The organism is Janthinobacterium sp. GW458P (assembly GCF_002127585.1).
GTDB lineage: Bacteria > Pseudomonadota > Gammaproteobacteria > Burkholderiales > Burkholderiaceae_D > Janthinobacterium.
Window position 1 is genome coordinate 23,639 of record NZ_NEGZ01000011.1, and the last position, 22,006, is coordinate 45,644.

The window sequence follows — 22,006 nt, forward strand, 5'->3', positions numbered from 1 at the left end:
CGGACCGGATACCGGCCCTTGTCCGCTGCTCTATATTTAGGAGAGTATGTCGTGATGCGATTGCTGATAGCCTTGCTACTTCCGTGTCTCACGTTTTTCATGCTGGGGCGCCCGCTGGCCGGTGCCGCCGCCTTGATTTTGCAGTGCACTGTGATCGGCTGGGCGCCGGCGGCCCTGTGGGCCCTGTACACAGTAAACCAGCATAAGACGGAGCAGGAACTGGAAGGTGCATTAAGCCGCAGCTACATGCGCAGGCGTAGTCGCTTGATTTAAGGTCGATTGATCTAAATCAACCGGGCGCTTGGAATCCTTGCGCTAAAGCCCGCACGAGCGATCGTGCGGGCTTTTTTGTGGGCGCTCACTTCTTGCAGCGTATCGGCACGTTCACGGAATTGCCATCCGAACTCAGGTTGCGGTACTGCAAATCTTCGCTTTCGATGGCAAAGCTGGGCACGGCGTGCACGTAGCGCTGCTTGCAGACGATGTCGTCGTTGATCAGCTTTCCCGCCAGCATGTAGTCGCACAGGGCGAAGCGCGATTCCTCGTCGTCGAGGATCAGCACGCGCGCGGCACTGTACAGGGCCGATTGCAGCACTTCCGGGCTGCAGTTTTCCGGCCCCGTCAGTTTCAGATGGGTCTTCGTTTGCGTGGCCAGGCGCTGCAGCTTGACGAGGGCCGCGCGCTCTTGCTTACGCGCAAAATTGACTTGCGCATCGTCGCTGGCCAGGCGCAGGGCCAGCGAGGCGATTTCATCGATGGAAATATGCCAGGCGAAGCCTTCCAGGGTGGTGCGGACCTGGCCCGGCATGGGGTCGGCCGCATCGACTTCGCAGCGGTACTGGCCCAGATGGGGCCGGCACAGCACGGGAATGGCAAAGGCCGAGGTGCGCTTGCCCTTGACGAATTTCTGGCTCAGGTCGCCGAAATTCTCGTGCGTGACCGTATCGAAGCGGGCCTGGCCAAAGCCCATCTTGACGAGGTTTTCCTTGCGCTGGCGCGAAAACAGGGCGTCGACGGCGTCGTAGATGTTCTTGTTGAAGATGCGGTCCAGCGGCTGGCGCTCGTCCGACATCTTTTCAAACACGGCGCTGGAATTGGGCGCGTTGGCGTCGATGGAGATGAGGATGAAGGGCTTGCTGTTCAGGCGCGGCGGCACGACGGCCATGTCGTTGCCGTACAGCTGAGTCAGGGCCGCGTCCCACAGGGTTTCCACGCCCAGGTTGTCGGCCGCGCCGCCGTCGAACAGGTGTACGTACGAGGGTGATTCGCGCGACTCGGAACCGAGTTCCGGCACGAAGGTATTTTTCGGACGGAAACGCTCGAAGGTGACGGAATCGAAGACGCCGGGAAAGGCGGCCGAGGTGGCCACGGCCGTTGCCAGGCGGATATCCTGGATGGGCGAATGCAGGGTATTGTAAAAATACTCATAGGAAAACACCACGCGCTTGCCGCCATCGGTGGCGTCCGTCGCGTTGGCCAGGAAGATGGGGCCGTCGTGCGGCAAGTCTTCGTAGGTTTTCTTGTCGTACAGCACATCGTCCAGCACGTCGGACAGGAAGGACGTGCGCGTCTTGTTCGTCAGCAACATCGTCGTCAGGTTGGCGGGCTTTAATATGGTCTGGCCGAAGAAATCCGTTTTCAGCTTGCTGCGCAGCAAGGGCCAGTTCGTCTGCTTGCCGTGCAGCGCATAGTAGCCGCCCGCGATGGCGCCGCCGGAGACGCCGGAGATGGCCGAGGCGCCGCTGACGAGGCCGAATTGCTCCAGCTGCTCCAGCGATGCCGCCGAGAAATTGGCCGCGCGGCTGCCGCCGCCGGACAGGGCGATGCCGATGAAATGGTCGCTGGGCATCGGATTCTCGATGCGCGCCTTGGGCGCGTCGATGCGCAGGCGCGGCGATTCCTGCACGGTAAACGTGCGGTTTTCGACGCCGCTGTTGGGGTGCAGGGCGAGTACCGTGCAGCCGCTCAGCAGCGCAGCGAGGACAAGTGGTGCGGACAAGCGTGGATGCATGCGGGATCTGTGCGTAGTCATTGTTTGGGATACGGACGGAAAACGTGTGCGATTCTAGCAAACTTGTCCATGCTCATGCATGGAGTTGAAGCGCGAGGATGGCCGCGTTATAGCCGGCATGGGCCAGCATGGGCGCCAGCAGCGAACGGCTGCGTTCATAGGCGGCGCCCGCGCACAGGCCCAGCACGAAGACGGGCAGCATGGAGGCCGGCGGATGGACGATGGCGAAGAGGGCCGCGCCGATGCCGATCGCCTGCCAGGCGGGCAGCGAGCGGCGCAGGCCGCCCTGGAGTAGGCCGCGGAAAATGAATTCTTCGCACAGGGGCGCGGCCAGCAGCGCCAGTCCTGCCAGCCATACTGCGTCCCAGCCCGTCCCGGCCGCCAGCGGCGCGCGCGCAGGTGACCAGCCGCAGGCTTGCACGATGGCCAGGTAGCCGATGCCGAAGAGGGCCGCCAGCACCGCGGCTGCCGCGCCCCGGCGCCACGGTTGCCGGCCTGGCCCGATGCGCGGCACGCCTGCCGTCTTGCCGCGCCAGTAGACGAGGCGCACCAGCACATACGTGAGCGCGCCCGCGCTGCCGAAGGCGATGGCCGCGTGCGGCAGCGTTGCACCGGCCGCATCCTTGAGGAGGATCAAGGCCAGTGTCTGCAGGATAAAAAACAGCATGGCGGCGATCAGGCCGTCCGCCGCCGACACCGTGGCCGGCGGCGAGGCGGCCGGGTCGAGCAGGTACGGCAGCTCGTCACGCGCCTTTTGCCACAGCGCCAGGGACAGCGCCACCGTCAGCACGACAAACACCAGCTGCTGCACCACGCTGCCGGCCGCCAGCGCGGCGAGGTACAGGCCGCTCAGCAGCAGGTACAGATACATATATGTGGGGCGTATCTTCGCCGCCGCTTCCGTGGCCAGCGGGTCGCTGGCAAACACGCCCAGCGCCACGGCGATCATCGAATACAGGGGAATGCCGGCCAGGGCCAGCAGCATCAGGCCCGCCGTCTGCCACGACCAGGCGGGCAGCCAGGCCAGCGCCGCGCCGAACAGGATGAGTGGATACAGCAGGGCCAGTACGGCCCACAATTGCGCCTTTTGCCGCAGCGCCCGCTCAACGGGAACGGGAAATGTGTACAGCAGCCACAGCGCGCCGCCTTCCTTGTTCAGTGTCTGGAAGGCCGACATCATCAGCACATAGCTGCCGAGGAAAAAGCCCGTCGATGCCAGCAGGGCGGGGCTGGCCAGCAGCGCGTGCAGGTCGCGCGCCTGGCCGGAAAACAAAGCCTGGCCGCCGAGGATGAGCAGCGGCATCAGCAGCGTTTGCACCATGAAGTTACGGTCGCGCACCAGCAGGGTCAATTCGCGGCGCTGGATCACCGTGCCGATGCGGGCGCGCCACCGGCCAGCGGGCAGCGCCGCCGGAGAGCGCTTGCGGCTCGCTTCGCGCTGGCCCGCGCCCACGACGCCATGGCGCAACTGGCGGCGCAGCATCGCCATGCCCAGCAGCATCATCAGCAGCACTTGCGCCAGCAGCAGGCAGGCGGGCAACAGCGCATCCGCCAGGCTGGCGGCATTGAGCGCGCGCACCAGCAGGCCGGGCGGCGTCCAGCCGCTCCAGGCGGGCATGGCAGCGGCCCAGCCATGGGCAAAGCCGCCCGTGCCCATGCCAAAAGACATGCCCATATACATGGGAAATACCCCGGCCACCGAGAGCAGCGCCTGCAGGTTGCCCAGCCGTGCCGGACTGAGCGACAGGCGCAGGCCCGTATCGACCAGTGTGTGCAGCATGGCGGCCAGGGCCAGCAGGAGCAGGCTGGCCGCCAGCCCGGACAGCGGAGAAAGCCAGCCCTGGCCCGAATACCAGGCGATCATGGTGGTGCTGGGCCACAGGGCCAGCAGGCCGGCCGGATTGACGACCGTGCGCTCGAGCACGCGCGCCCACAGCAGCGTGGCTTTGTCGACCGGCAAGGTGACCAGCCATTCCAGGTCCCAGTCCGGTTTCGACAGTTCGCCCATGCCTAGCGGTAACAACACGCTGACCAGCCACAGCAGCATCAATTGCAGAGTCAGGCCGCCTGCCAGCGCCGCACTGAACGGATGCCCGATGAATTCGGCGATGACCGGCGCCAGCAGGCGTTCGCCCGCCTGCATGCTGCCTTGCGCCTGGCAGGCTGCCACTTGGTCGAGCAGGCAATGCATGTTGAGCACGCCATGGCGCGCCATGGTGCCGAAGGAAAACAACATGGGCAGGAACAGCAGCACGCCCAGCAGCCAGCGGCCCCGCTGCTTGCCCGGCGTGGCGGGGCGGCCCTGCAGGGCCTTCCTGAAGGCGAAGCCGCGGCCGCTGACGTTGAGCAGGCGCTGCAGGCGCAAGCGTGTCAGCAGCCAGACGGCACGCCAGGCGGTCAGCGGCGCCGGCGTCGTGCGGTCGCCGTTTCATCGGTCAGCTGCAGGAAGATATCTTCCAGGCTGCCGTCGCTGGACAGTTGCCGGCGAATCTCGTCCAGGCTGCCCGTGGCCGCCAGCGCGCCGCGGTGGATGATGGCCACGCGGCTGCACAGCTTTTCCGCCATGTCGAGCAAATGCGTGGAAACGAAGATCGTGGTGCCGGCGGCGGCGATGCGCAGCAGCCGTTCCTGTACTTCGCGCGAGGCGCGCGGGTCCAGGCCGTTGATCGGTTCATCAAGGATCAGCACGGCCGGATCGTGGATCAGCGCGCAGGCCAGGCCCAGCTTCTTCTTCATGCCCAGCGAGTAATTGACGGCGAAATCTTCGCCCGCTTCATCGAGTCCGAATTCGCTCAGCAGCCGCGCCGCGCGGGTGGCCGCCTCCGCGCGCGCATAGCCATGCATTTCAGCAACGAATTGCAGGATTTCACGTCCGCGCAAATAATCGTAAAAGACGGGGGTGTCGGGCAGGTAGCCCACCTTGCGCTTGACGGCGGCGCCGTCGCGGTGGCAATCGAGGCCATCGACCAGCACGCGCCCGCCGCTGGGAACCAGGATGCCCATCAGCATGCGGATGGTGGTGGTCTTGCCGGCGCCATTCGGTCCCAGAAAGCCGAAGACCTCGCCTTTTCCCACCTGCAAGGTGAGCGGCTTGACGGCCTCGAACGTGCCGTACTGTTTGGACAAGCCTTCAAAAACAATCATCGTGTATCCCAAAAAAGAGAGCGTGCGGGATGATAGCCCGATACGGCGCCGCCCCAACGCTCCTTGCTGCCTAATGGCGCAGCATCACGCCCGTGGCGATGCAGGCCATGATCGCCAGGCTCATGGCGAGGGCATAGGCTGCCATCAATACCAGCCAGCGGCAGACGGTGGCGAGCTTGCCGCTTGGATACACGCGCCACATGGCCCAGGGCAGGTAGCCGAGCAGCCAGGCGCAGAGCGCGAGGCGGACAATATCGACGGGGATCAAGGTCATGAGCGCCATCGTGATGAAGGCGAAGGCATTCGTATGCAAGGCGAACAGGAAATGCTCGCCATAGCGCCGTCCGCTGCCCAGGTAGAGGATCTTCAGGAACAGGGCGAACAGCGGCATCAGGCCAAACATGGCATAGGGTGCGTAATGAAAAAAGCTCTCCCTTATCAGCTTTTGCTTTCCGGCCACGGGCAGTTGCTGAAAGTCTTGCCACTGATGTGGCAGCGTGGGTGTCTGGCCCAGGATGCTGACCTGCATGCCCGACGCATTGTTGTCCGGAGTCTGACTTGGGCCGTGGGCGCTCGCCTGGGGTTGCTGGCTGTGGACGGTGAGGAACAAGTCGGCGCTGCCGAACTTGAGGATGGCAAAGAACAGGATGCTGAAGGTCAGGTATACGCGCAGCGGTTCCACGTAACGCACGCGGCGCCCCGCAATGTACTCGTTCGTCAGCGCGCCCGGGCGGAACAGCAGCAGGGCCAGGGTACGCCACAGCTTGCCTTCGAGCGCCACATAATGGGCGACAAATTCATGCAGGAATTCGCGCGCGCTGGGCACGTGCACGACGGTGGACTGGCCGCAGGTGCTGCAGAAGTTGCCTGGCGCGTCGGTGTGGCAGTTATGGCAGGTGCTGGCGGGACTTGTGCTGGGTGACACTGTTTTCAAGATGGACTCTTTCCATAGGCGAAAGGGGGAAATGCGCGCTGAAGAGCGCAGCATATGATGAATGAAAACAATGGCAAAAGGGCATTTTTCTCTCGATAGTTGCTTATGAGATACAAAATGCCGGCACCGTTGAGCGGCAGGCAAATACGGCCAGCAGGCGCCGCTCGCCGCTTGGCGTGATGCGCAGGGCGCGGCTGTCGAATTCGCGCTCGGCCCAGCCCTGGCGCAGGGCCAGCTGCAGCAGGGCCGCCCCCAGCGCGCCGCCCAGGTGGGCGCGCCGTTCGCTCCAGTCCAGGCAGGCACAGGCGAAGCGGCGGCGTTGGCGCTGCAGTTGCGGCACGTCGATGCCCAGCGCCGCCATGCTGGCCGCGCCCGCTTCCGACAGGCGATATTCGCCGCCGTCGTCGAGCAGCCAGCCTTGCGCATGCAGCTGGTCGTGCAAGGCGACGGCCACCGTGCCGGCCATGTGGTCGTAGCAGGTGCGCGCGCGGCGCAAGCGGTCCGGCGTGGTGGGCGTAAACGGCGTTGCGGGCACGCCGGCCACCACCAGCAGCGCTTCGAGCGCCTGGCCCACCTCGGCGCTGGCCAGGCGGTAATAGCGGTGCTTGCCCTGCGCCACCATGGTCAGCAATCGATCTGTGCGCAGGCGCGCCAGATGGGCGCTGGCTGTCGAGGCGCCCACGTCGGCCAGCGTAGCCAATTCCGTGGCCGTGCGCGCATGGCCGTCGAGCAGGCTGCACAGCATGCGCGCGCGGGCTGGTTCCGCGATGGCGCCGGCCAGTTGCGCCAGGCCCAGGTCGGCCGAGGGAAACTTGTCTTCCATGATTCGTTCACGGGCGAAGTGTTGTGGTGGAAGGGCCAGCATACTCGTGTCCCCACTTCACTGCAATGGAACGCGCATGCCGCTCGCCGACTTTCTTATCGACCCCGCCGACCCTTTTTCCGCCGTCACCCACGCGGCGCCGTATGACTACTATCGCCGCCTGGCGGACGGCCCGCCGCTGCGTTTCGACGCGTCGCTCGATTGCTGGCTGGCGACGGGAGCCGTTGGCGTGCAGGCCGTGCTCGCGCATCCCGCTTGCCGCGTGCGCCCGCCGGGCTTGGCCGTGCCGCTCAACCTGGCAGGCACGCCTTGCGGCGCGATTTTTGCCGAACTGGTGCGCATGAACGACGGCGAACGGCATGCCGTGCCAAAACAGGTGCTGGCGCGGGCGCTGGGCCGGGTGGATCTGGCGCGCCTGCATGGGCGGGTGATGCAGCTTGCCGGTGACCGCGTTCCCGGCCGCGCCGCGCGGCTCAATGATGCAATTGTTGAACTGCCCCTGTTCGCCATGGCGGACTTGCTGGGCTTTGCGCCAGCGCAATGGCCGGCGCTGGCCGCCTGGACGCGTGATTTTGTCGCCTGTCTGTCGCCGCTCAGCAATGGCGAACAATTGGCCGGCGCGCAGGACGCAGCCTATGCCTTGCTGCGAGGTTTTAGCGTGTTGCTGCGCGAGGCGGAGGCCTTGCCCGGCAGCTTGCTGCACGACATCGTGGCCGGGGCGGATGCCGTCGGCTGGCAGGCGTCTGGCGGCGTGCTGGCCAACCTCGTGGGCTTGCTGTCGCAGACCTGCGACGCCACGGCCGGCTTGCTGGGCAATGCCGTCGTGGCCTTGCGCGCGCAGCCGGAGTTGTCCACGCAACTGCGCGCCGCACCCGGGCGATGGCCGGCCCTGTTACGCGACGTCAGCCTGCGTGATCCCTCGATCCACAACACGCGCCGCTACACGGCGGAGGACGTGCAATTGCACGGCGTGCGCATACCGGCCGGACAGATGATTATCGTCGTGCTGGCCAGCGCCGGCCATGCGGAGTCAGGCTTTGGCCATGGCCGTCACGCCTGTCCCGGCCAGTCCATCGCGCAGACGATAGCCACGGCTTGTTTGCAGGCATGGGCCGATAGCCTGCAAGACTTGCCGCTGGCTTGGAGTTATCTGCCCTCGCTGAACGCCCGTATCCCCGTGTTTATGCAAGGAGCCAGCGCATGATTGCCGTGATTTTTGAAGTCTGGCCCGGCGCCGAAGGGCGCCAGCAGTACCTGGACCTGGCGGCGTCCCTGCGGCCCTTGCTCGACGAGGTCGATGGTTTCATTTCCATCGAACGTTTCGGCAGCCTGAGCGAACCAGGCAAACTGCTGTCGCTGTCCTTCTTTCGCGACGAAGCGGCGCTGGCGCAGTGGCGCCAGCTGGAAGCGCACCGGGCGGCGCAGTCGGCCGGCCGGCAGGGCGTGTTCGACGATTACCGGCTGCGCATCGCCGCCGTCGTGCGCGATTACGGCATGCTGGCGCGGCAGCAGGCGCCCGCCGACAGCCGGCGTCGCCACGGTAATTAGCGTGCCAGCGCGCCCTGCGTAATCTTGACCTTGACCCGATACGCGGGTTCGGCTGCGTTCAGGGCCGGCGGCGTGGCCGGGTCGACGTCGAGCAGGGTGAACGTCAGGTGGTTGACGGTCACGGAACTGGACGCGCCGGGCATGGACTCGGACAGGACGATGTCGGTGGCGCCCGCGCTGTTGAGCAAACTGAAGCTGTAGCTGACGTAGCCTTTCCACACGCACACGGCGCCCTTGCGGCAGCGGCTGTCGTTGACGCGCTCGAGTTTCAGGGTGTCCGTGGCCGTGATGGCCACCTGCTGGCCCGGCGACAGCACGTGGGTGACGCTGCGCGGCGTGTTTTCCGCGTCGCCGGCGCTGCCGGCCGCGCCGCAGCCGGCCAGCACGGCCAGGCAGGCGACGAGCAGGGGCAGGAACAGGCGGCGATACGAGTCATGGAGGTAATGCATGTTTTTTCCTTTCAGGTGGAGCGTCCCCGACGTGGCATCCACGCGTGGGATGAAAATGATAATAGCAAAATGATATTTTTCCGGCGCACCATTGGCGTGCTGCGGATGAATTGATGCGCCGTCCACGCGGCGCGCCGATTACTGCGTAGAATGGCTGTTTTGAAAATCAGGAAACAACCATGAAAAAAACCGACCTGGCCAAGAGCGATGCCAAGAAACTGATGGGAAAGATGAATGTTCCCGGCGCCGGTGCATTCGGTAAGGAAGCGGTGCTCGTCGACCGCCGCGAGCAGCGCAAGCGCGATCAGGCCCTGGGCCTGGTGCCGTTCGCCGTCAAGCTGAACAGCGATCTGGTCTTGCAATTGCAGACCCTGGCCAAGGAGCGCGGCGCGGATCTGAATGAGGTCGTCGCCGAGCTGATCACCAAGGGCCTGGCTGCAGCTTAACGGTCGACAATGTTTATCTGTTGATAAACATCAAAGTTCAAAACTAAAAGGCGCCTTGCGGCGCCTTTTTACTGCGGCTCTGGCTTGCTGTTACACGTAAGCGGCCAGCGCGCCCTTCATTTTTTTCAGCGCCGCCACTTCGATCTGGCGGATGCGTTCGGCCGATACGCCGAACTCTTCTGCCAGGGTGTGCAGGGTGGCGCCGGAACCGTCGTCGTTGGCCAGCCAGCGCGCTTCGATGATGCGGCGCGAACGGTCGTCCAGCTTGCTCAAGGCCGTTTCCAGGCCTTCCGATTGCAGGCGCGTCACTTGCTCCGCTTCCAGCACCTTGGTCGGCTCGCTTTGCTCCGACGACAGGTAGGCGATCGGCGAAAACTTGTCGTCCTCATCGTCGGTCGGCGACTCCAGGGCGATGTCGCGGCCGCTCAAGCGCGTTTCCATCTCGATCACTTCTTCGCGCTTCACGTCGAGCAGCTTGGCCAGCGCGTCGATCTGCTTCGGCGTCATCGCATCGAGGCCGGTCTTGTGGCTGCGCAGGTTGAAGAACAGCTTGCGCTGCGCCTTCGTCGTCGCCACTTTGACCAGGCGCCAGTTTTTCAGGATGTACTCGTGCATCTCGGCTTTCACCCAGTGCATGGCGTACGACACCAGGCGCACGCCCTGGTCAGGGTCGAAACGTTTCACGGCTTTCATCAGGCCGATATTGCCTTCCTGAATCAGGTCGGCATGCGGCAAGCCATAGCCCAGGTAGCCGCGGGCAATCGAGACCACCAGGCGCAGGTGCGACAGCACCAGCTCTTGCGCGGCGGCCAGGTCATTTTTTTCGCGCAGGCGTTTCGCCAGCGACATTTCTTCGGCGTGGGTCAACATGGGCAGACGGTTCACGGCCGAAATATAGGCGTCGATATTGCCCAGATTGCCGGTGAACCCGAGGCCCAGCGCGTTATTCTTGGTCGGAACCAATGCGGACGTTGCGGACATCATAGTCATGTTTTCTCCCTCGTAGTCTTGCTTTGTTCCAGTTGGCCATGTCACACGACAGGGCCCGTTTTTAGTTCGTTCTTGCGTATCCGGTCTTGCACTTTGCAGTTCGCGGCACCATCTATATCTGGCGCTCATGGCGATCCTGCCTGGGTATGTCCATATATTAGCACTCTCTGCTTGAGAGTGCCAATCAGCACATTTAATCGCTCTGATAGCCTATATGCTATGGGTTTTTAATGACTGATATGTAATCTAAAACATCGCGCCGGGCCGCATCGGCACTGCCATGCGCGCCCTTTTCTTGCTTCCCAGCGACAACATACATAGTCTACGGCCGCAAGCTGAAGCGAACCTTAAGAATACTTGCTTAATATCAAGATAACAGCAGTATGGGGTGAGTGTCAAAAAAACAAGGGGCAGTGAGGAATGGCGGCGCGCGTGGCGCCGCCATGGGAGGGAAGGTCAGTTCAGGCGCGCCAGATGGCGCTGCACGCAGAGGAAGGCGCCGGTCAGGCCCAGGCCCGCGCTGACGGCCAGCAGGCCGGCCATCGACAGCGGCGCCAGCGGCACCAGCTGGAATTCGGACGCGTACAGGCGGGCAAACTCGGCAATCGCGGTATTGAGCGGCTGCAAGGCCAGCGCCACGGCGCCCAGGGCCAGCGCGCCGGCGCACAGGCCCAGCAGGGCGCCCGTGTAATAGAAGGGGCGGTGGATGAAGGTGTCGGTTGCGCCGATCAGTTTCGAGATGCTGATTTCATCGCGCTGCTGCATCACTTGCAGGCGGATGGTATTGAAGACCACGGCGATGACGGCCACGCCCAGGGTAATGGCCAGCAGCAGCAGCACCAGGCGCAGCACGCCCAGCAGGGCCGCCAGGCGCTTGACCCAGGCCGAATCGACTTGCGCCGATTCCACGCCGGGCAGGTGGCGCAGCTGTTCCGCCACGGCGTCGACGTCCTGCGCTTCGCTGGCGCTGCTGAAGGCGTCGAGTTTCAGCACATAGCTGTCGGGCAGGGGATTGTCGCCCAGGGTGCTCAGCACGTCGGCCAGGCCGTTCTTGTTTTTCAGGGTGTCGAGCGCCTGTTCGCGCGGGATGAAGACGATTTTCGCCTTTTGCTCGCGCACGATCTTGCGCATGGCGCCGGCCAGGGCCACGGCCTGCTCGCGCGGCGTGTCGATTTTCAGGAAGACGCTGATTTCCGGGTCGACCGACATCTGCTCCGACATGGGACGCACGTTGTCGAGCATGGTCAGGCCGGCAAACGGCAGCGACAGGGCGATGGCGACGACGACGACGTTCAATAAAAAGCCGCCGGGCGACTTGCGCAGATGAATCAGCGCCGAACCGAGGGCGAAGCGGTGTTGACGGAACCAGCCTCTCATGCCTGTTCTCCCTGCGCGTCGTCCGCATCGGGGGCGGGCGCAAAATCGGGGTCGGGCGGGGCGAACACGGGCGCCTGCGTGGCCTTGTCGATGGCGACCAGCTGGCCGTTCTTCAGGTGGATCACGCGGGCGGCGGCGTCGAGCATCTGTTCGTCGTGGCTGGAGATGAGGCAGGTCACGCCCACCGAGTGGAATGCTTTGAGGGCGTCGAGCACCTTGTTGGCGCTGGCGCGGTCCAGGTTGGCCGTCGGTTCGTCGGCCAGGATGATCTGCGGCCGGTTGACGATGGCGCGCGCGATCGAGACGCGCTGCTGCTCGCCGCCCGACAGCGACAGCGGGCGCGCCAGGGCGCGGTCGAGCAGGCCAACCTTGTCGAGCGCGGCGCGTGCGCGCTGCTCGGCGGCCACTTTATGCGCGCCGACGACGAGCAGGGGCAGCATGACGTTGGCCAGGATGGAGCGGTCGTTCAGCAGTTTCTGCTGCTGGAAGATCAGGCCCATGTTACGGCGCAGAAATGGCACGCCGGCCGGCTTGATCTTCGCCATGTCCTGGCCGTTGACGATCAGCTTGCCCGACGTGGGGCGCTCCATGGCGGCGATCATTTTCAGCAGGGTGGACTTGCCGGCGCCGGACGGGCCGGCCAGGAAGACCAGCTCGCCTTTGGCAATGCTCAGCGAAATGTCGCTGAGCGCCACTGCGTCGGGGGAGTATTGCTTGGAGACGTGCTGAAATTCAATCATGTATAGGCTTATCCGAGCAGCGCTTCGACAAATTCGGCAGCCACGAAGGGCTGCAAGTCTTCAATTTTTTCACCGATGCCGATGAAATACACGGGCACGGGGCGCACGCGGGCGATGGCCGCCAGCACGCCGCCCTTGGCGGTGCCGTCCAGCTTGGTGATCACCAGGCCGCTCAGCTGCAGGGCGTCGTCGAAGGCCTTGACTTGCGTGAGGGCATTCTGCCCCGTGTTGCCGTCGATGACGAGCAGCGTTTCATGCGGCGCGCCCTCCATGCCCTTGCCGATTACGCGCTTGATTTTCTTCAATTCTTCCATCAGGTGCAATTGCGTCGGCAGGCGGCCCGCCGTGTCGACCATCACCACGTCGATGCCGCGCGCTTTCGCCGATTGCACGGAGTCGTAGGCCACGGCGGCCGGGTCGCCCGATTCCTGCGAGATCACGGTAACGTTGTTGCGCTCGCCCCAGACCATCAGCTGCTCGCGCGCGGCGGCGCGGAAGGTGTCGCCCGCGGCCAGCAGCACGGACTGGTTGTTCGACTGCATGTGCTTGGCCAGCTTGCCGATGGTGGTGGTCTTGCCGGCGCCATTCACGCCGGAAATCATCATCACCAGCGGCTTGTGGCGGCCCAGTTCGAAGCGCTTTTCCAGCGGCAGCAAGAGCTCGATCAGCAGCACTTTCAGGGCGGCCTTGACGGCGGCCGCATCGAGCAGCTTGTCTTCCTTGACCTTTTTCTTCAATTCCGTGAGCAGGAATTCGGTGGCGTCGATGCCGGCGTCGGACATCAGCAGCGCCGCTTCCAGCTCTTCGTACAGGGCGTCGTCGATCTTCGCGCCGACGAACAGCACGGACAAGGTGTTCGAGGTTTTCGACAGGCCGGCCTTCAGGCGCGTCATCCACGATTTTTTCTCGGGCTCGGCAGCGACGATCACGGGCACGAGCTCGGCTGGCGCACCGCTCAGGGGGACGGCGGGCGGCGTGACGGCGGCGGGCGCGGCGATAGGCTCGACACTGGCAGGCACGGCTTCAGGGGCGGCGGTTTTTTTCTTGAAGAAACTAAACATGGATGTGTGGTGGCGGGTGCTGACCTTAGGCCCGGCGGCGCCGGACACTGTTTCATACCGGCTATTCTACCAGAGCGCGCCCGGCGCTTCATGCATTACTGTTCGATTGGCAACATTGCGCGCCTATCCCCGGAGATCGCCGCAGATATATTGCGATCAGTGCGTTTGCACGGCGTCGGGCGCATGGCGCTGGCGCCAGCTGGCGATGCTTTCCTCGACCTGGCGCAAATCGAGCACGTGCAGGAACGGCGGCGGACGCTTGTGGAGCACGGGGCTGCGCCCGCCCGCCCACAGCTCGGTGCTGGCCGGCAGGCTGGCGTGCAGCTGCTGCAGGCTGTCGCGCGTCTGCCTTGCCTTGCTGGCGCTGGAAAACGACAGCGCGACGATGTCGGCCCGCTGCGCGCCGGCCGCCGCGACGATGTCGGTCAGCGGCGTTTCCACGCCCAGCGACATGCAGTGCGCGCCGGCCGCCACGCACAGCGCCTCGGCCATCAGCAAGCCCAGGCCGTGGCGTTCCTGCGGCAGGGTGCTCAGGACGATGCGCGGCGTGCGCGTGCTGGGACTGCTTTGTTGTGGCAGCGAAAAAATCGCGTGGCGCATCACCGTCTGCAAGGTTTCGCTATACAGATGCTCCTCGTACACGGCCAGTTCGCCGCAGGCCCAGGCCTCGCCTACCATGCCGGTCAGCGGCGCGATCACGTCGACGGTAAAGGCTTTCAGGCCCAGCACGGCCAGCGCCTGGCGCAGGGCGTCGCCCAGTTCCGCCATCCGGTGGCCGCGGCACAGGGCCAGGTAGTGCCCGAGTTGCGGCGCCGCCTGCTGGGACGGCGGCGTGCCGGCGCTGGCCAGCTGCTGCAGTTGCAGGGTGCTGTGCTGCATGATTTTACCCGGACGAAATCCGAGGTCCAGCAAGCGCTTGACCATGCGCAGTTTTTGCACCTGCTCGGCCGGGTAGCTGCGTTCGCCGAAGGCGTCGCGCTGCGGCTGGGGAAAGGCGTAGCGGCGCTCCCAGACACGCAAGGTTTCCTTGGCCAGCCCCGTATCGCGCTCGACATCGCTGATGCTGAAGGCGGAAGGGGGATGCAGTGCTTGCAGGTCAGTATCCATACCAGGGTTTTGCTCGCTTGCGGATGAACGTGGCATGCATTTTACGCCTTTGCCTGTCCCGCACCAAATAGCTGAATCCGATTGGAAAGCGCCTGCGTACAAGTTCCTGAGTGGCGCACGCCCTCATTGACATAGCTCAATATTTAATCGAATATCCTGCTAGGTCGATTTGTCCAGGACAAACTTGATATGGGTGCCATCATGAAGATTGCTGTTGTCGGTGCGGGAATTGCAGGTTTGTCATGTGCGTATCGGCTGGCGCAGGCGGGCCAGGACGTCACCTTGTATGAGGCGGGCGATTATTTCGGCGGCCACAGCCACACGGTCGACGTCACGCTCGACGGCGCCACGCATGGCGTGGACACGGGCTTTCTCGTGTTTAACCACGCCACCTATCCGAACCTGGTCCAGCTGTTCGATGAACTGGGCGTCGCGGCGGCCGACAGCGACATGTCGTTTTCCGTGAAGATGCCGCTGGGTACTGCCGCGCATGCCCGCGTGCTGGAATGGGCGGGCGCCAGCCTGGACACCGTGTTTGCCCAGCGCGGCAACCTGCTGCGCCCCGCCTTTTTGCGCATGCTGCGCGATATCGTGCGCTTCAACCGGCAGGCCAGCGCCCTGGCCACGGCCAGCTTGCCGGCGCCGGCCCTGTCGTTGGGCGAGTTTCTCGACCTGCACGGCTATGACGCCGGGTTCCGCCACTGGTATCTGTTGCCGATGGCGGCCTGCATCTGGTCATGCCCAGCGCGCCAGATGCTGGCCTTTCCGCTGGCCACCTTTATCCGTTTCTGCCACAACCACGGCTTGTTGCAGGTCAGCGACCGGCCCCAATGGCGCACGGTGCGGGGCGGCGCGCGCGTGTACGTGGAAAAACTGCTGGCGGGCATCCCCCAGCAACGCCTCGCGTGTCCCGTGCTGGCCGTGCACCGCCAGGGGCACGGCGGTGCGCGCATGGTCGAGCTGCACACGGCGGCAGGCGTCGCGCATGCCGATCACGTGGTGCTCGCTTGCCACAGCGACCAGTCGCTGGCCCTGCTGGCAGACATCCGCGACGACGAGCGCTCCGTGCTCGAAGCCGTGCGCTACCAGCCGAACCGGGCCGTCCTGCATACGGATGCGTCCTGCCTGCCGCAGCGCCGCCGCGCCTGGTCGGCCTGGAATTACCAGGGCCGGGCGGCAGGGGAAGGCGAGGCGCCGCAAGTGTGCGTGCACTATCTGCTGAACCAGTTGCAGCCGCTGCCGTTCACGACGCCCGTCATCGTCTCGCTCAATCCGCTCGACGAGCCGGACCCGGCCAAGGTGATCGACGAATTTTCCTATGCGCATCCCGTGTTCGATGGCGCGGCCATCGCCGCCCAGGCACGCCTGGCCGCTTTCCAGGGCGCGCAGCACACGTGGTTCGCGGGCGCCTGGACGGGCTATGGTTTCCATGAGGACGGCTTGAAGTCGGGCCTGGCAGTGGCGCAAGTGCTCAATGGCATGGCGGCGGCGGAGCTTGGCCATGCCGCATGAGCCGTCGCCGCCGGCGCAGCCGCAACTGTGCCTGGGCCAGGTGCGCCATGCGCGCCTGCGGCCCCGCGCGCATGCTTTCAGCTACGGCATCTATTATGTGCGCCTGCCCCTGCGCAGCATGGGCGCGCAGGATTTTCCCGCCCGTTTGATTTCGCGCAACGGCACCAATCTGCTGTCCTTCCGCGACCGCGATCATGGCGATGGGGAAACGCCGCTGCTGCAATGGATAGACACCCTGCTGCGCCAGCACGGCGTGACGGATGCGCACGGCGAAATCTGGCTGCAAACCATGCCGCGCGTGTTCGGCTATGTCTTCAACCCCGTCAGTTTCTGGTTTTGTCACCGGCTTGACGGCGCGCTGCGCGCCGTGCTCTGCGATGTGCGCAATACCTTCGGCGAGCGCCACCTGTATCTGCTGGAGCAGGGCGGCGCCATCGCCCATGGCAGCGAATTGCAAGCCAGCAAGATTTTCCACGTCTCGCCGTTTTGCCAGGTGCAGGGACGCTACCGCTTCCGTTTCCTGCGCAATGACGAGCAGGACGGCGAGCGCCACCTGGCGCGCGTCGATTACGACGACCCCGACGGCCCGCTGCTGCAGACGAGCTTGTCCGGCGCGGCGCGGCCCCTGGGGGACGGCGCCATCGTCTATGCCCTGCTGCGCTATCCGCTGATGACCTGGGGCGTGATGGCGCGCATCCATTGGCAGGCGCTGCGCCTGTGGCTGCGCCGCGTGCCGTTTTTCAGCAAACCCCTCCCTCCACAAGAAAAGGTGTCCCGATGAGCTCTGAATCCCTGCCCACCAGCGTGCATGTGCGCAGCGCGTGCCATGACCATGCGCACCTGGACATGCCCGCCTCCGGGCGCATGATTTTGCGGCTGCTGGCGCAACTGAAGTTCGGCGCCTTGCGCCTGCGTACGCCCGATGGCAGCGTCCTGCTGTATGGCGACGGCGGCAATCCCGTTGCCCTGGACTTGCACAACTGGCGCTTGTGCGCGGCCGTCCTGCGCTCGGGTGACATCGGCTTTGCCGAAACGTTCATCGCGGGCGACTGGCGCACGGACAATTTGCCGGGCTTGATCGAGTTGATGATACGCAATCGCGACCAGATCGAGTCCTTGATTTATGGCAACTGGTGGGGCAGCCTGGTGTATAAGCTGCGGCATTTGCTCAACCGCAATTCGCGCGCCGGCAGCAAGAAGAACATCCACGCCCATTACGACATCGGCAACGCCTTTTATCAGCTGTGGCTGGACCCGTCGATGACGTATTCGAGCGCGCTGTTCAGCGAGGGCGCCAGCCTGGAGCAGGCGCAGGCGGCGAAATACCGGCGCATTGCCAGCGAGCTGCAGCTGCAGGCCGGCGAGCGCGTGCTGGAAATCGGCTGCGGCTGGGGCGGCTTTGCGGAAACGGCGGCGCGCGACCACGGCGCCCATGTGACGGGGCTGACCTTGTCGACGGAGCAACTGGCGTATGCGCGCCAGCGCCTGCACGACGCGGGGCTTGCCAGCCTGGCCGATTTGCAGCTGTGCGATTACCGCGACAGCCACGGCCAGTACGACGCTGTCGCTTCGATCGAGATGTTCGAAGCCGTGGGGCAAAGCTATTGGCCCGGCTATTTCGCCTGTGTGGCGCGCAATTTGAAGCAGGGCGGACGCGCCTGCATCCAGACCATCGTCATCGCCGACGAGTTGTTCGAGCGCTACAGCAAGAGCACGGATTTTATTCAACAGTACATTTTCCCGGGCGGCATGCTGCCTTCGCCGGCCGCGTTTCGCCGCGCCGCCGAGGCGCAGGGCTTGCGCGTGGAAGACGCCTTCAGCTTTGGCCTTGATTACGCGGAAACCTTGCGCCAGTGGCGCGCCAGCTTCCTGGCCCGGCGCGCGGCGCTGGAAAAGCAGGGTTTCGACGGCCGTTTCCTGCTGACCTGGGAGTTTTACCTCGCGTATTGCGAGGCCGCCTTCCAGGCCCACAACACGGATGTGATGCAATTTACCCTCGTCAAGGAGTGAGCATGGGCCGCTTGCTTGCCATTGTCGTGTTGTCGTTGGCCATGTCCTGCGCCCTGGCCGCGCCGCCAGGCTTTGTCGCTGCCGACGTGCCCGCAGCCCGCCTGGCGGGCGAAGGCGACTATACGTGGTTCGGCATGCGCATTTATCAGGCACAACTATGGGTGGGGCCGTTCGGCTACCAGGGCGCGGCGTCCGCCACGGCGCCGTTTGTATTGGAATTGCGCTACGCGCGTGCGCTCGACGGCAGGAAGATCGCCGAGGCCAGTTATGAACAGATGCGGAAAATCGGCGCGGGCACGCAAGCGCAGCGTCTGGCGTGGCTGGACGCCATGCGACGCATCTTTCCTGACGTCAAGGAAGGCCAGCGCATCGCGGGCGCCTACCGGGCCGGCGCCGCCCCCGGCGTGCGCTTTTATCTCGATGGCCAGGTGCTGGCCGACGTGCCGGACGGCGACTTTGCGCGCGCCTTTTTTGCCATCTGGCTGTCGCCCGAGTCGACGGCGCCGAAGCTGCGCAGCGCCTTGCTGCAGAACGCGGCCCCGCTGCCATGAACGCCGCTGCCGGCACGCTGACCTTGCCAGCCTTGTTCAGCTATGGCCTGTTCGGCTTGCCGCTGGCCATGCTGGCGCTGCCCATCTATATATATGTGGCGCCGTTTTATGCGCAGCGCAGCAGTCTTGACCTGGCGCAAATCGGCGCCGTGCTGCTGGCGGCCCGCATCGCCGCCGCCTTCATCGACCCGGCCCTGGGCGCCTGGATGGCGCGCGGCGGGCGCAGCTATGCCATGCTGGTCGGCGCGTCGCTGCCCTTGCTGCTGCTGGGCTTTGGCGCCCTGTTCCATCCGCCGTCCCTGTCGCCCGCGGCTACGCTGGCCTGGTTCCTGGCTGCCTTGCTGCTTGTGTATGCGGCGTTCGGCCTGGCCAGCATCGCCCACCAGAGCTGGGGCGCGGCCCTGAGCCAGGCGCCGGGCCTGCGTGCGCGCGTGACGGCCGTGCGCGAGGCATGCGGGTTGACGGGCGTGATCCTGGCGGCGGGACTGACAGCCGTGCTCGGCTATGACGGCTTGTCGCTGGCCTTTGCCGTCTGCCTGCTGGCGGCGGGCGCCTTGCTGCTGGCGCGCGCCCCGCGTCCGGCAGCGTCCGGCGTCACGCTGGCAGCGTCCCGTGGCGGCTGGCAGCTGCCATTTCGCCAGCGCGCGTTTCGCTGGCTGTTTGCCATTTTGCTCATCAACGGCGTGGCGGCGGCCATTCCCGCCACCCTGTTCCTGTTTTTTGCCGGCGATTACTTGCGCCTCGGGCATGACGCGGGCGCTTTCCTGAGCGTCTACTTTTGCGCGGCGGCCGCTTCCATGCCCGCATGGGTGGTGCTGGCCCGCCGTTTTGGCGAAGCGCGCGCCTGGGCCGGCGCCATGCTGCTGGCGGCCACCGTCTTCGTCTGGGCGTATGGCCTCGGCGCGGGCGCCGCCTGGGGCTTTGCCAGTATCTGCCTGCTGTCGGGCCTGGCCCTGGGCGCCGACCTGGCCTTGCCGCCGGCCCTGCTGGCAGCGCTGATCGGCGCCGCCGGCCAGGCGGGCGGGCATGAGGCCGCGTATTTCGGCTGGTGGAACTGGGGCGTGCAGATGAGCCTGGCGTTGGCGGCCGGCATCGCCTTGCCCCTGCTGGCCTGGCTCGGCTATGTGCCAGGCGGCAACGGCGGCTTGCCGGCCTTGTCCGCCGCCTACGCCTTGCTGCCCTGCGCCCTGAAGCTGCTGGCGGCGCTGCTGCTGTGGCGCGCGCCCTTGCAACATATATATAGCGATCACCGGGAGAAGATGCCATGCGCCTCATGAACAACTGGAAACACCGCCTGCCGCTGGCGGCCTTGCTGCTGGCGCTGGCCGCCTGTTCCACGCCGCCCCTGCCTGCCACATATGCGCAGGAATTGCCGAAACTGGACGTGCAGCAGTATTTCAACGGCACGCTCGACGCGCACGGCATCTTCCAGGACCGCTCCGGCAGGGTGGTGAAACGTTTCACGGTGGTGCTGCGCGCCAACTGGCACGGTGACACCGGCACCCTGGACGAGGATTTCACGTATGCGGACGGCAGCCGCCAGCGGCGCGTGTGGACCCTGCGCAAGACGGCGCCCGGGCGCTTCATCGGCACGGCGCCCGATGTGATCGGGCAAGCCGTCGGCGAGGTGGCCGGCAATGCCTTGCGCTGGCAATACGTGCTGGCCTTGCCTGTCGACGGCACGGTGTATCACGTGGACTTCGAGGACTGGATGTTTTTAATGGATGACAAGGTCATGCTCAACCGCGCCGCCATGAGCAAGTTCGGTTTCAGCCTGGGCGCCGTGACCTTGTCCTTCAGCAAGCGTCCTCAGGCGGCGCCATGAATCGCAAGATTGCCAGCTGGGCCGGCAAGCGCGTGTGGATCATCGGCGCTTCCAGCGGCATCGGCGCAGCCTGCGCCACCCAGCTGTTGCAGCAGGGTGCCAGCGTGGCCTTGTCGGCCCGCCACCGCGCCAGCCTGGAGCAGCTATGCCAGGAGCAGCCGCTGGCGCTGGCCTTGCCGCTCGACATCACCCAGCATGCGCAGGTGCGCGCCGTGTGCGCCGCACTGATGCAGTTGTGGCCGCACATCGACCTGATACTGGTAGTGGCGGGCGGCTATCAGGCCATGCGCGCCGACGCTTTCGACCTGGAAGCGGCACAAGGCTTGCTGGCCCTGAATGTGGGCGGCGTCTTCAATTGCCTGGACCAGGCCCTGCCGTGGTTGTTGCGCCAGGGCCGGGGCGGCATCGGCATCGTTGCCTCGGTGGCCGGCTATGGCGGCTTGCCGAAGGCGCTCGCGTATGGCGCCAGCAAGGCGGCGCTGATCAACCTGACGGAATCGCTGTATCTGGATCTGCATGGGCGCGGAATTGACGTGTATCAAATCAACCCTGGTTTTGTCGCCACGCCTTTGACGGCAGGCAACGATTTCAAGATGCCGGCCCTGATGACGGCGCAGGACGCGGCCGCAGCCATGCTCGACGGCATGGAGCGGGGGCAGTTTCATATCCACTTTCCGAAACGCTTTACGAATGTCCTGCGGCTGGCGCGGCTCTTGCCCTACCGCGCCTATTTCTGGCTGATCCGCAAGGTGACCGGCTTATGACTGGAGCAGATATGCAGCAGATGGCGGACGTGGAGTGCGCGCTGGCGCGCCTGGTGGCGTTTTACGAACACCTGAGCCTGGAAAGCCTGGCCCAGCTGGGCGCCGTGTATGCGCCGCACGCCAGTTTTAAGGACCCGTTCAACGAGGTGGCTGGCCATGCGGCCATCCTGGCCATCTTCGAGCACATGTTCGTGCAGGTCGATGCGCCCCGTTTCATCGTGCTCGACCGCATGGGGCAGGGCGAGCAGGCGTTTCTTACCTGGGAATTCCGTTTTCGCCTGAAACGCCGGGTGGCGGGAGAGCAATGTATCCGTGGCGCCACGCACGTGCGTTTCGATGCACAGGGACGGGTGGTATCGCACCGCGATTACTGGGATGTGGCTGAGGAATTGTATGAAAAGCTGCCTTTGCTGGGCTGCGTCATGCGCGTGCTCAAGCGCGCGGGCCGGCGCTAGCGTCGGCTTTTCCGTTTTTAAGCAAAATTTACTCAAAAGAAAAAGAAAATACTGCGCAAGGGCGCTTGGAAAAACTTGATTTCGATCAAAATGTCGTTTATTTGCAACAAATATGTAGAAATATTTAGAAGGCAACATTGTAAGAAATTGTTTCAATTGATGCGGAATTTGCAAGCAAGAGTCGTCCTCATCCATTCCAGGCGGGTACCTGGCGGCGGTGCCGGAAGAACAGGAAAACATTTCTATGTGAGCAATTTAA

23 protein-coding genes are annotated in these 22,006 nt (G+C 64.7%); 12 read left to right on the forward strand and 11 right to left on the reverse strand.

Features of this window, described 5'->3' with window-relative positions; genetic code table 11:
• The first annotated feature begins 54 nt into the window (after positions 1 to 54).
• On the forward strand, positions 55 to 273 hold the full coding sequence (locus CBW50_RS09380) for a hypothetical protein (RefSeq protein WP_034784905.1): 219 nt from the start codon (positions 55 to 57) through the stop codon (positions 271 to 273).
• A gap of 85 nt (positions 274 to 358) precedes the next feature.
• Here the strand turns inward: CBW50_RS09380 and CBW50_RS09385 are convergent, their stop codons facing one another.
• From CBW50_RS09385 to CBW50_RS09405, 5 genes are all read right to left on the reverse strand, one after another.
• Complete coding sequence (locus CBW50_RS09385; RefSeq protein WP_157792414.1) at positions 359 to 1,999, reverse strand: patatin-like phospholipase family protein; 1,641 nt, start codon at positions 1,997 to 1,999, stop codon at positions 359 to 361.
• A gap of 85 nt (positions 2,000 to 2,084) precedes the next feature.
• On the reverse strand, positions 2,085 to 4,376 hold the full coding sequence (locus tag CBW50_RS09390) for a CPBP family intramembrane glutamic endopeptidase (protein WP_226936246.1): 2,292 nt from the start codon (positions 4,374 to 4,376) through the stop codon (positions 2,085 to 2,087).
• A 32-nt stretch (positions 4,377 to 4,408) separates the two neighbouring features.
• Positions 4,409 to 5,155 (reverse strand): ABC transporter ATP-binding protein, encoded by a 747-nt coding sequence (locus CBW50_RS09395; RefSeq protein ID WP_086145287.1) that lies wholly within the window; start codon positions 5,153 to 5,155, stop codon positions 4,409 to 4,411.
• 70 nt (positions 5,156 to 5,225) lie between these two features.
• Positions 5,226 to 6,080, reverse strand: a complete 855-nt coding sequence (locus CBW50_RS09400) for a DUF3667 domain-containing protein (protein ID WP_253251918.1) — start codon at positions 6,078 to 6,080, stop codon at positions 5,226 to 5,228.
• A 112-nt stretch (positions 6,081 to 6,192) separates the two neighbouring features.
• Positions 6,193 to 6,912, reverse strand: coding sequence for a helix-turn-helix transcriptional regulator (locus CBW50_RS09405; RefSeq protein ID WP_086145289.1), 720 nt, complete (start codon positions 6,910 to 6,912; stop codon positions 6,193 to 6,195).
• 76 nt (positions 6,913 to 6,988) lie between these two features.
• Here CBW50_RS09405 and CBW50_RS09410 point away from each other — a divergent pair, with 76 nt between their 5' ends.
• Positions 6,989 to 8,116 carry a cytochrome P450 gene (locus CBW50_RS09410; protein ID WP_086145290.1) on the forward strand — a complete coding sequence of 376 codons (1,128 nt, stop codon included), beginning with the start codon at positions 6,989 to 6,991 and terminating at the stop codon, positions 8,114 to 8,116.
• Positions 8,113 to 8,460: an antibiotic biosynthesis monooxygenase gene (locus CBW50_RS09415; protein ID WP_086145291.1), complete on the forward strand. Its 348-nt coding sequence runs from the start codon at positions 8,113 to 8,115 to the stop codon at positions 8,458 to 8,460. Before CBW50_RS09410 ends, CBW50_RS09415 begins: the two co-directional genes overlap by 4 nt.
• On the opposite strand, the gene CBW50_RS09420 is transcribed toward CBW50_RS09415, so the two are convergent.
• Positions 8,457 to 8,909: a hypothetical protein gene (locus CBW50_RS09420; protein ID WP_086145292.1), complete on the reverse strand. Its 453-nt coding sequence runs from the start codon at positions 8,907 to 8,909 to the stop codon at positions 8,457 to 8,459. The two genes, CBW50_RS09415 and CBW50_RS09420, sit on opposite strands and share 4 nt — an antisense overlap.
• Before the next feature lie 179 nt (positions 8,910 to 9,088).
• On the opposite strand from CBW50_RS09420, the gene CBW50_RS09425 reads away from it, so the two are divergent.
• Positions 9,089 to 9,355: a hypothetical protein gene (locus tag CBW50_RS09425; RefSeq protein WP_086145293.1), complete on the forward strand. Its 267-nt coding sequence runs from the start codon at positions 9,089 to 9,091 to the stop codon at positions 9,353 to 9,355.
• Between the two features lie 90 nt (positions 9,356 to 9,445).
• On the opposite strand, the gene rpoH is transcribed toward CBW50_RS09425, so the two are convergent.
• From rpoH to CBW50_RS09450, 5 genes are all read right to left on the reverse strand, one after another.
• Positions 9,446 to 10,339, reverse strand: coding sequence for an RNA polymerase sigma factor RpoH (gene rpoH / locus CBW50_RS09430; RefSeq protein WP_076568393.1), 894 nt, complete (start codon positions 10,337 to 10,339; stop codon positions 9,446 to 9,448).
• A gap of 462 nt (positions 10,340 to 10,801) precedes the next feature.
• Entirely contained in the window at positions 10,802 to 11,722 is a 921-nt protein-coding gene (gene ftsX / locus CBW50_RS09435; protein ID WP_086145294.1) for a permease-like cell division protein FtsX, read from the reverse strand.
• Entirely contained in the window at positions 11,719 to 12,462 is a 744-nt protein-coding gene (locus CBW50_RS09440; protein ID WP_076568395.1) for a cell division ATP-binding protein FtsE, read from the reverse strand. Before CBW50_RS09440 ends, ftsX begins: the two co-directional genes overlap by 4 nt.
• Before the next feature lie 8 nt (positions 12,463 to 12,470).
• On the reverse strand, positions 12,471 to 13,523 hold the full coding sequence (gene ftsY, locus CBW50_RS09445) for a signal recognition particle-docking protein FtsY (RefSeq protein ID WP_086145295.1): 1,053 nt from the start codon (positions 13,521 to 13,523) through the stop codon (positions 12,471 to 12,473).
• Between the two features lie 156 nt (positions 13,524 to 13,679).
• Complete coding sequence (locus tag CBW50_RS09450) at positions 13,680 to 14,630, reverse strand: MerR family transcriptional regulator (protein WP_086145296.1); 951 nt, start codon at positions 14,628 to 14,630, stop codon at positions 13,680 to 13,682.
• A 201-nt stretch (positions 14,631 to 14,831) separates the two neighbouring features.
• Here CBW50_RS09450 and CBW50_RS09455 point away from each other — a divergent pair, with 201 nt between their 5' ends.
• The 8 genes from CBW50_RS09455 to CBW50_RS09490 all read left to right on the forward strand — a co-directional run bounded on the left by CBW50_RS09455 (position 14,832) and on the right by CBW50_RS09490 (position 21,747).
• Positions 14,832 to 16,142: an NAD(P)/FAD-dependent oxidoreductase gene (locus CBW50_RS09455; RefSeq protein ID WP_086145352.1), complete on the forward strand. Its 1,311-nt coding sequence runs from the start codon at positions 14,832 to 14,834 to the stop codon at positions 16,140 to 16,142.
• A complete protein-coding gene (locus CBW50_RS09460; protein ID WP_086145297.1) occupies positions 16,132 to 16,923 on the forward strand; it encodes a DUF1365 domain-containing protein in 792 nt (263 codons plus the stop codon). Before CBW50_RS09455 ends, CBW50_RS09460 begins: the two co-directional genes overlap by 11 nt.
• Before the next feature lie 65 nt (positions 16,924 to 16,988).
• Positions 16,989 to 18,152, forward strand: coding sequence for a cyclopropane-fatty-acyl-phospholipid synthase family protein (locus CBW50_RS09465; RefSeq protein ID WP_086145353.1), 1,164 nt, complete (start codon positions 16,989 to 16,991; stop codon positions 18,150 to 18,152).
• A gap of 2 nt (positions 18,153 to 18,154) precedes the next feature.
• The gene (locus CBW50_RS09470) at positions 18,155 to 18,703 is read left to right on the forward strand and encodes a chalcone isomerase family protein (RefSeq protein WP_086145298.1); all 549 of its coding nucleotides are present in this window, start codon (positions 18,155 to 18,157) and stop codon (positions 18,701 to 18,703) included.
• Complete coding sequence (locus CBW50_RS09475; protein ID WP_086145299.1) at positions 18,700 to 19,980, forward strand: MFS transporter; 1,281 nt, start codon at positions 18,700 to 18,702, stop codon at positions 19,978 to 19,980. Before CBW50_RS09470 ends, CBW50_RS09475 begins: the two co-directional genes overlap by 4 nt.
• A complete protein-coding gene (locus CBW50_RS09480; protein ID WP_226936242.1) occupies positions 19,968 to 20,528 on the forward strand; it encodes a DUF3833 domain-containing protein in 561 nt (186 codons plus the stop codon). Before CBW50_RS09475 ends, CBW50_RS09480 begins: the two co-directional genes overlap by 13 nt.
• Complete coding sequence (locus CBW50_RS09485) at positions 20,525 to 21,292, forward strand: SDR family oxidoreductase (RefSeq protein WP_086145300.1); 768 nt, start codon at positions 20,525 to 20,527, stop codon at positions 21,290 to 21,292. Before CBW50_RS09480 ends, CBW50_RS09485 begins: the two co-directional genes overlap by 4 nt.
• The gene (locus CBW50_RS09490) at positions 21,289 to 21,747 is read left to right on the forward strand and encodes a nuclear transport factor 2 family protein (protein WP_226936240.1); all 459 of its coding nucleotides are present in this window, start codon (positions 21,289 to 21,291) and stop codon (positions 21,745 to 21,747) included. Before CBW50_RS09485 ends, CBW50_RS09490 begins: the two co-directional genes overlap by 4 nt.
• Positions 21,748 to 22,006 lie beyond the last annotated feature (259 nt).

Excerpts from the sequence above, each read along its gene's own strand:
- CBW50_RS09490 (WP_226936240.1), top strand. The coding sequence starts at position 21,289 with ATGACTGGAGCAGATATGCAGCAGATGGCGGACGTGGAGTGCGCGCTG.
- CBW50_RS09485 (WP_086145300.1), top strand. The coding sequence starts at position 20,525 with ATGAATCGCAAGATTGCCAGCTGGGCCGGCAAGCGCGTGTGGATCATC.
- ftsY (WP_086145295.1), bottom strand. The coding sequence starts at position 13,523 with ATGTTTAGTTTCTTCAAGAAAAAAACCGCCGCCCCTGAAGCCGTGCCT.
- CBW50_RS09405 (WP_086145289.1), bottom strand. The coding sequence starts at position 6,912 with ATGGAAGACAAGTTTCCCTCGGCCGACCTGGGCCTGGCGCAACTGGCC.
- CBW50_RS09455 (WP_086145352.1), top strand. The coding sequence starts at position 14,832 with ATGAAGATTGCTGTTGTCGGTGCGGGAATTGCAGGTTTGTCATGTGCG.
- CBW50_RS09380 (WP_034784905.1), top strand. The coding sequence starts at position 55 with ATGCGATTGCTGATAGCCTTGCTACTTCCGTGTCTCACGTTTTTCATG.
- ftsX (WP_086145294.1), bottom strand. The coding sequence starts at position 11,722 with ATGAGAGGCTGGTTCCGTCAACACCGCTTCGCCCTCGGTTCGGCGCTG.
- CBW50_RS09480 (WP_226936242.1), top strand. The coding sequence starts at position 19,968 with ATGCGCCTCATGAACAACTGGAAACACCGCCTGCCGCTGGCGGCCTTG.
- CBW50_RS09450 (WP_086145296.1), bottom strand. The coding sequence starts at position 14,630 with ATGGATACTGACCTGCAAGCACTGCATCCCCCTTCCGCCTTCAGCATC.
- CBW50_RS09420 (WP_086145292.1), bottom strand. The coding sequence starts at position 8,909 with ATGCATTACCTCCATGACTCGTATCGCCGCCTGTTCCTGCCCCTGCTC.
- CBW50_RS09425 (WP_086145293.1), top strand. The coding sequence starts at position 9,089 with ATGAAAAAAACCGACCTGGCCAAGAGCGATGCCAAGAAACTGATGGGA.
- CBW50_RS09475 (WP_086145299.1), top strand. The coding sequence starts at position 18,700 with ATGAACGCCGCTGCCGGCACGCTGACCTTGCCAGCCTTGTTCAGCTAT.
- CBW50_RS09465 (WP_086145353.1), top strand. The coding sequence starts at position 16,989 with ATGCCCGCCTCCGGGCGCATGATTTTGCGGCTGCTGGCGCAACTGAAG.
- CBW50_RS09470 (WP_086145298.1), top strand. The coding sequence starts at position 18,155 with ATGGGCCGCTTGCTTGCCATTGTCGTGTTGTCGTTGGCCATGTCCTGC.
- CBW50_RS09440 (WP_076568395.1), bottom strand. The coding sequence starts at position 12,462 with ATGATTGAATTTCAGCACGTCTCCAAGCAATACTCCCCCGACGCAGTG.
- CBW50_RS09410 (WP_086145290.1), top strand. The coding sequence starts at position 6,989 with ATGCCGCTCGCCGACTTTCTTATCGACCCCGCCGACCCTTTTTCCGCC.
- CBW50_RS09395 (WP_086145287.1), bottom strand. The coding sequence starts at position 5,155 with ATGATTGTTTTTGAAGGCTTGTCCAAACAGTACGGCACGTTCGAGGCC.
- CBW50_RS09415 (WP_086145291.1), top strand. The coding sequence starts at position 8,113 with ATGATTGCCGTGATTTTTGAAGTCTGGCCCGGCGCCGAAGGGCGCCAG.
- rpoH (WP_076568393.1), bottom strand. The coding sequence starts at position 10,339 with ATGATGTCCGCAACGTCCGCATTGGTTCCGACCAAGAATAACGCGCTG.
- CBW50_RS09460 (WP_086145297.1), top strand. The coding sequence starts at position 16,132 with ATGCCGCATGAGCCGTCGCCGCCGGCGCAGCCGCAACTGTGCCTGGGC.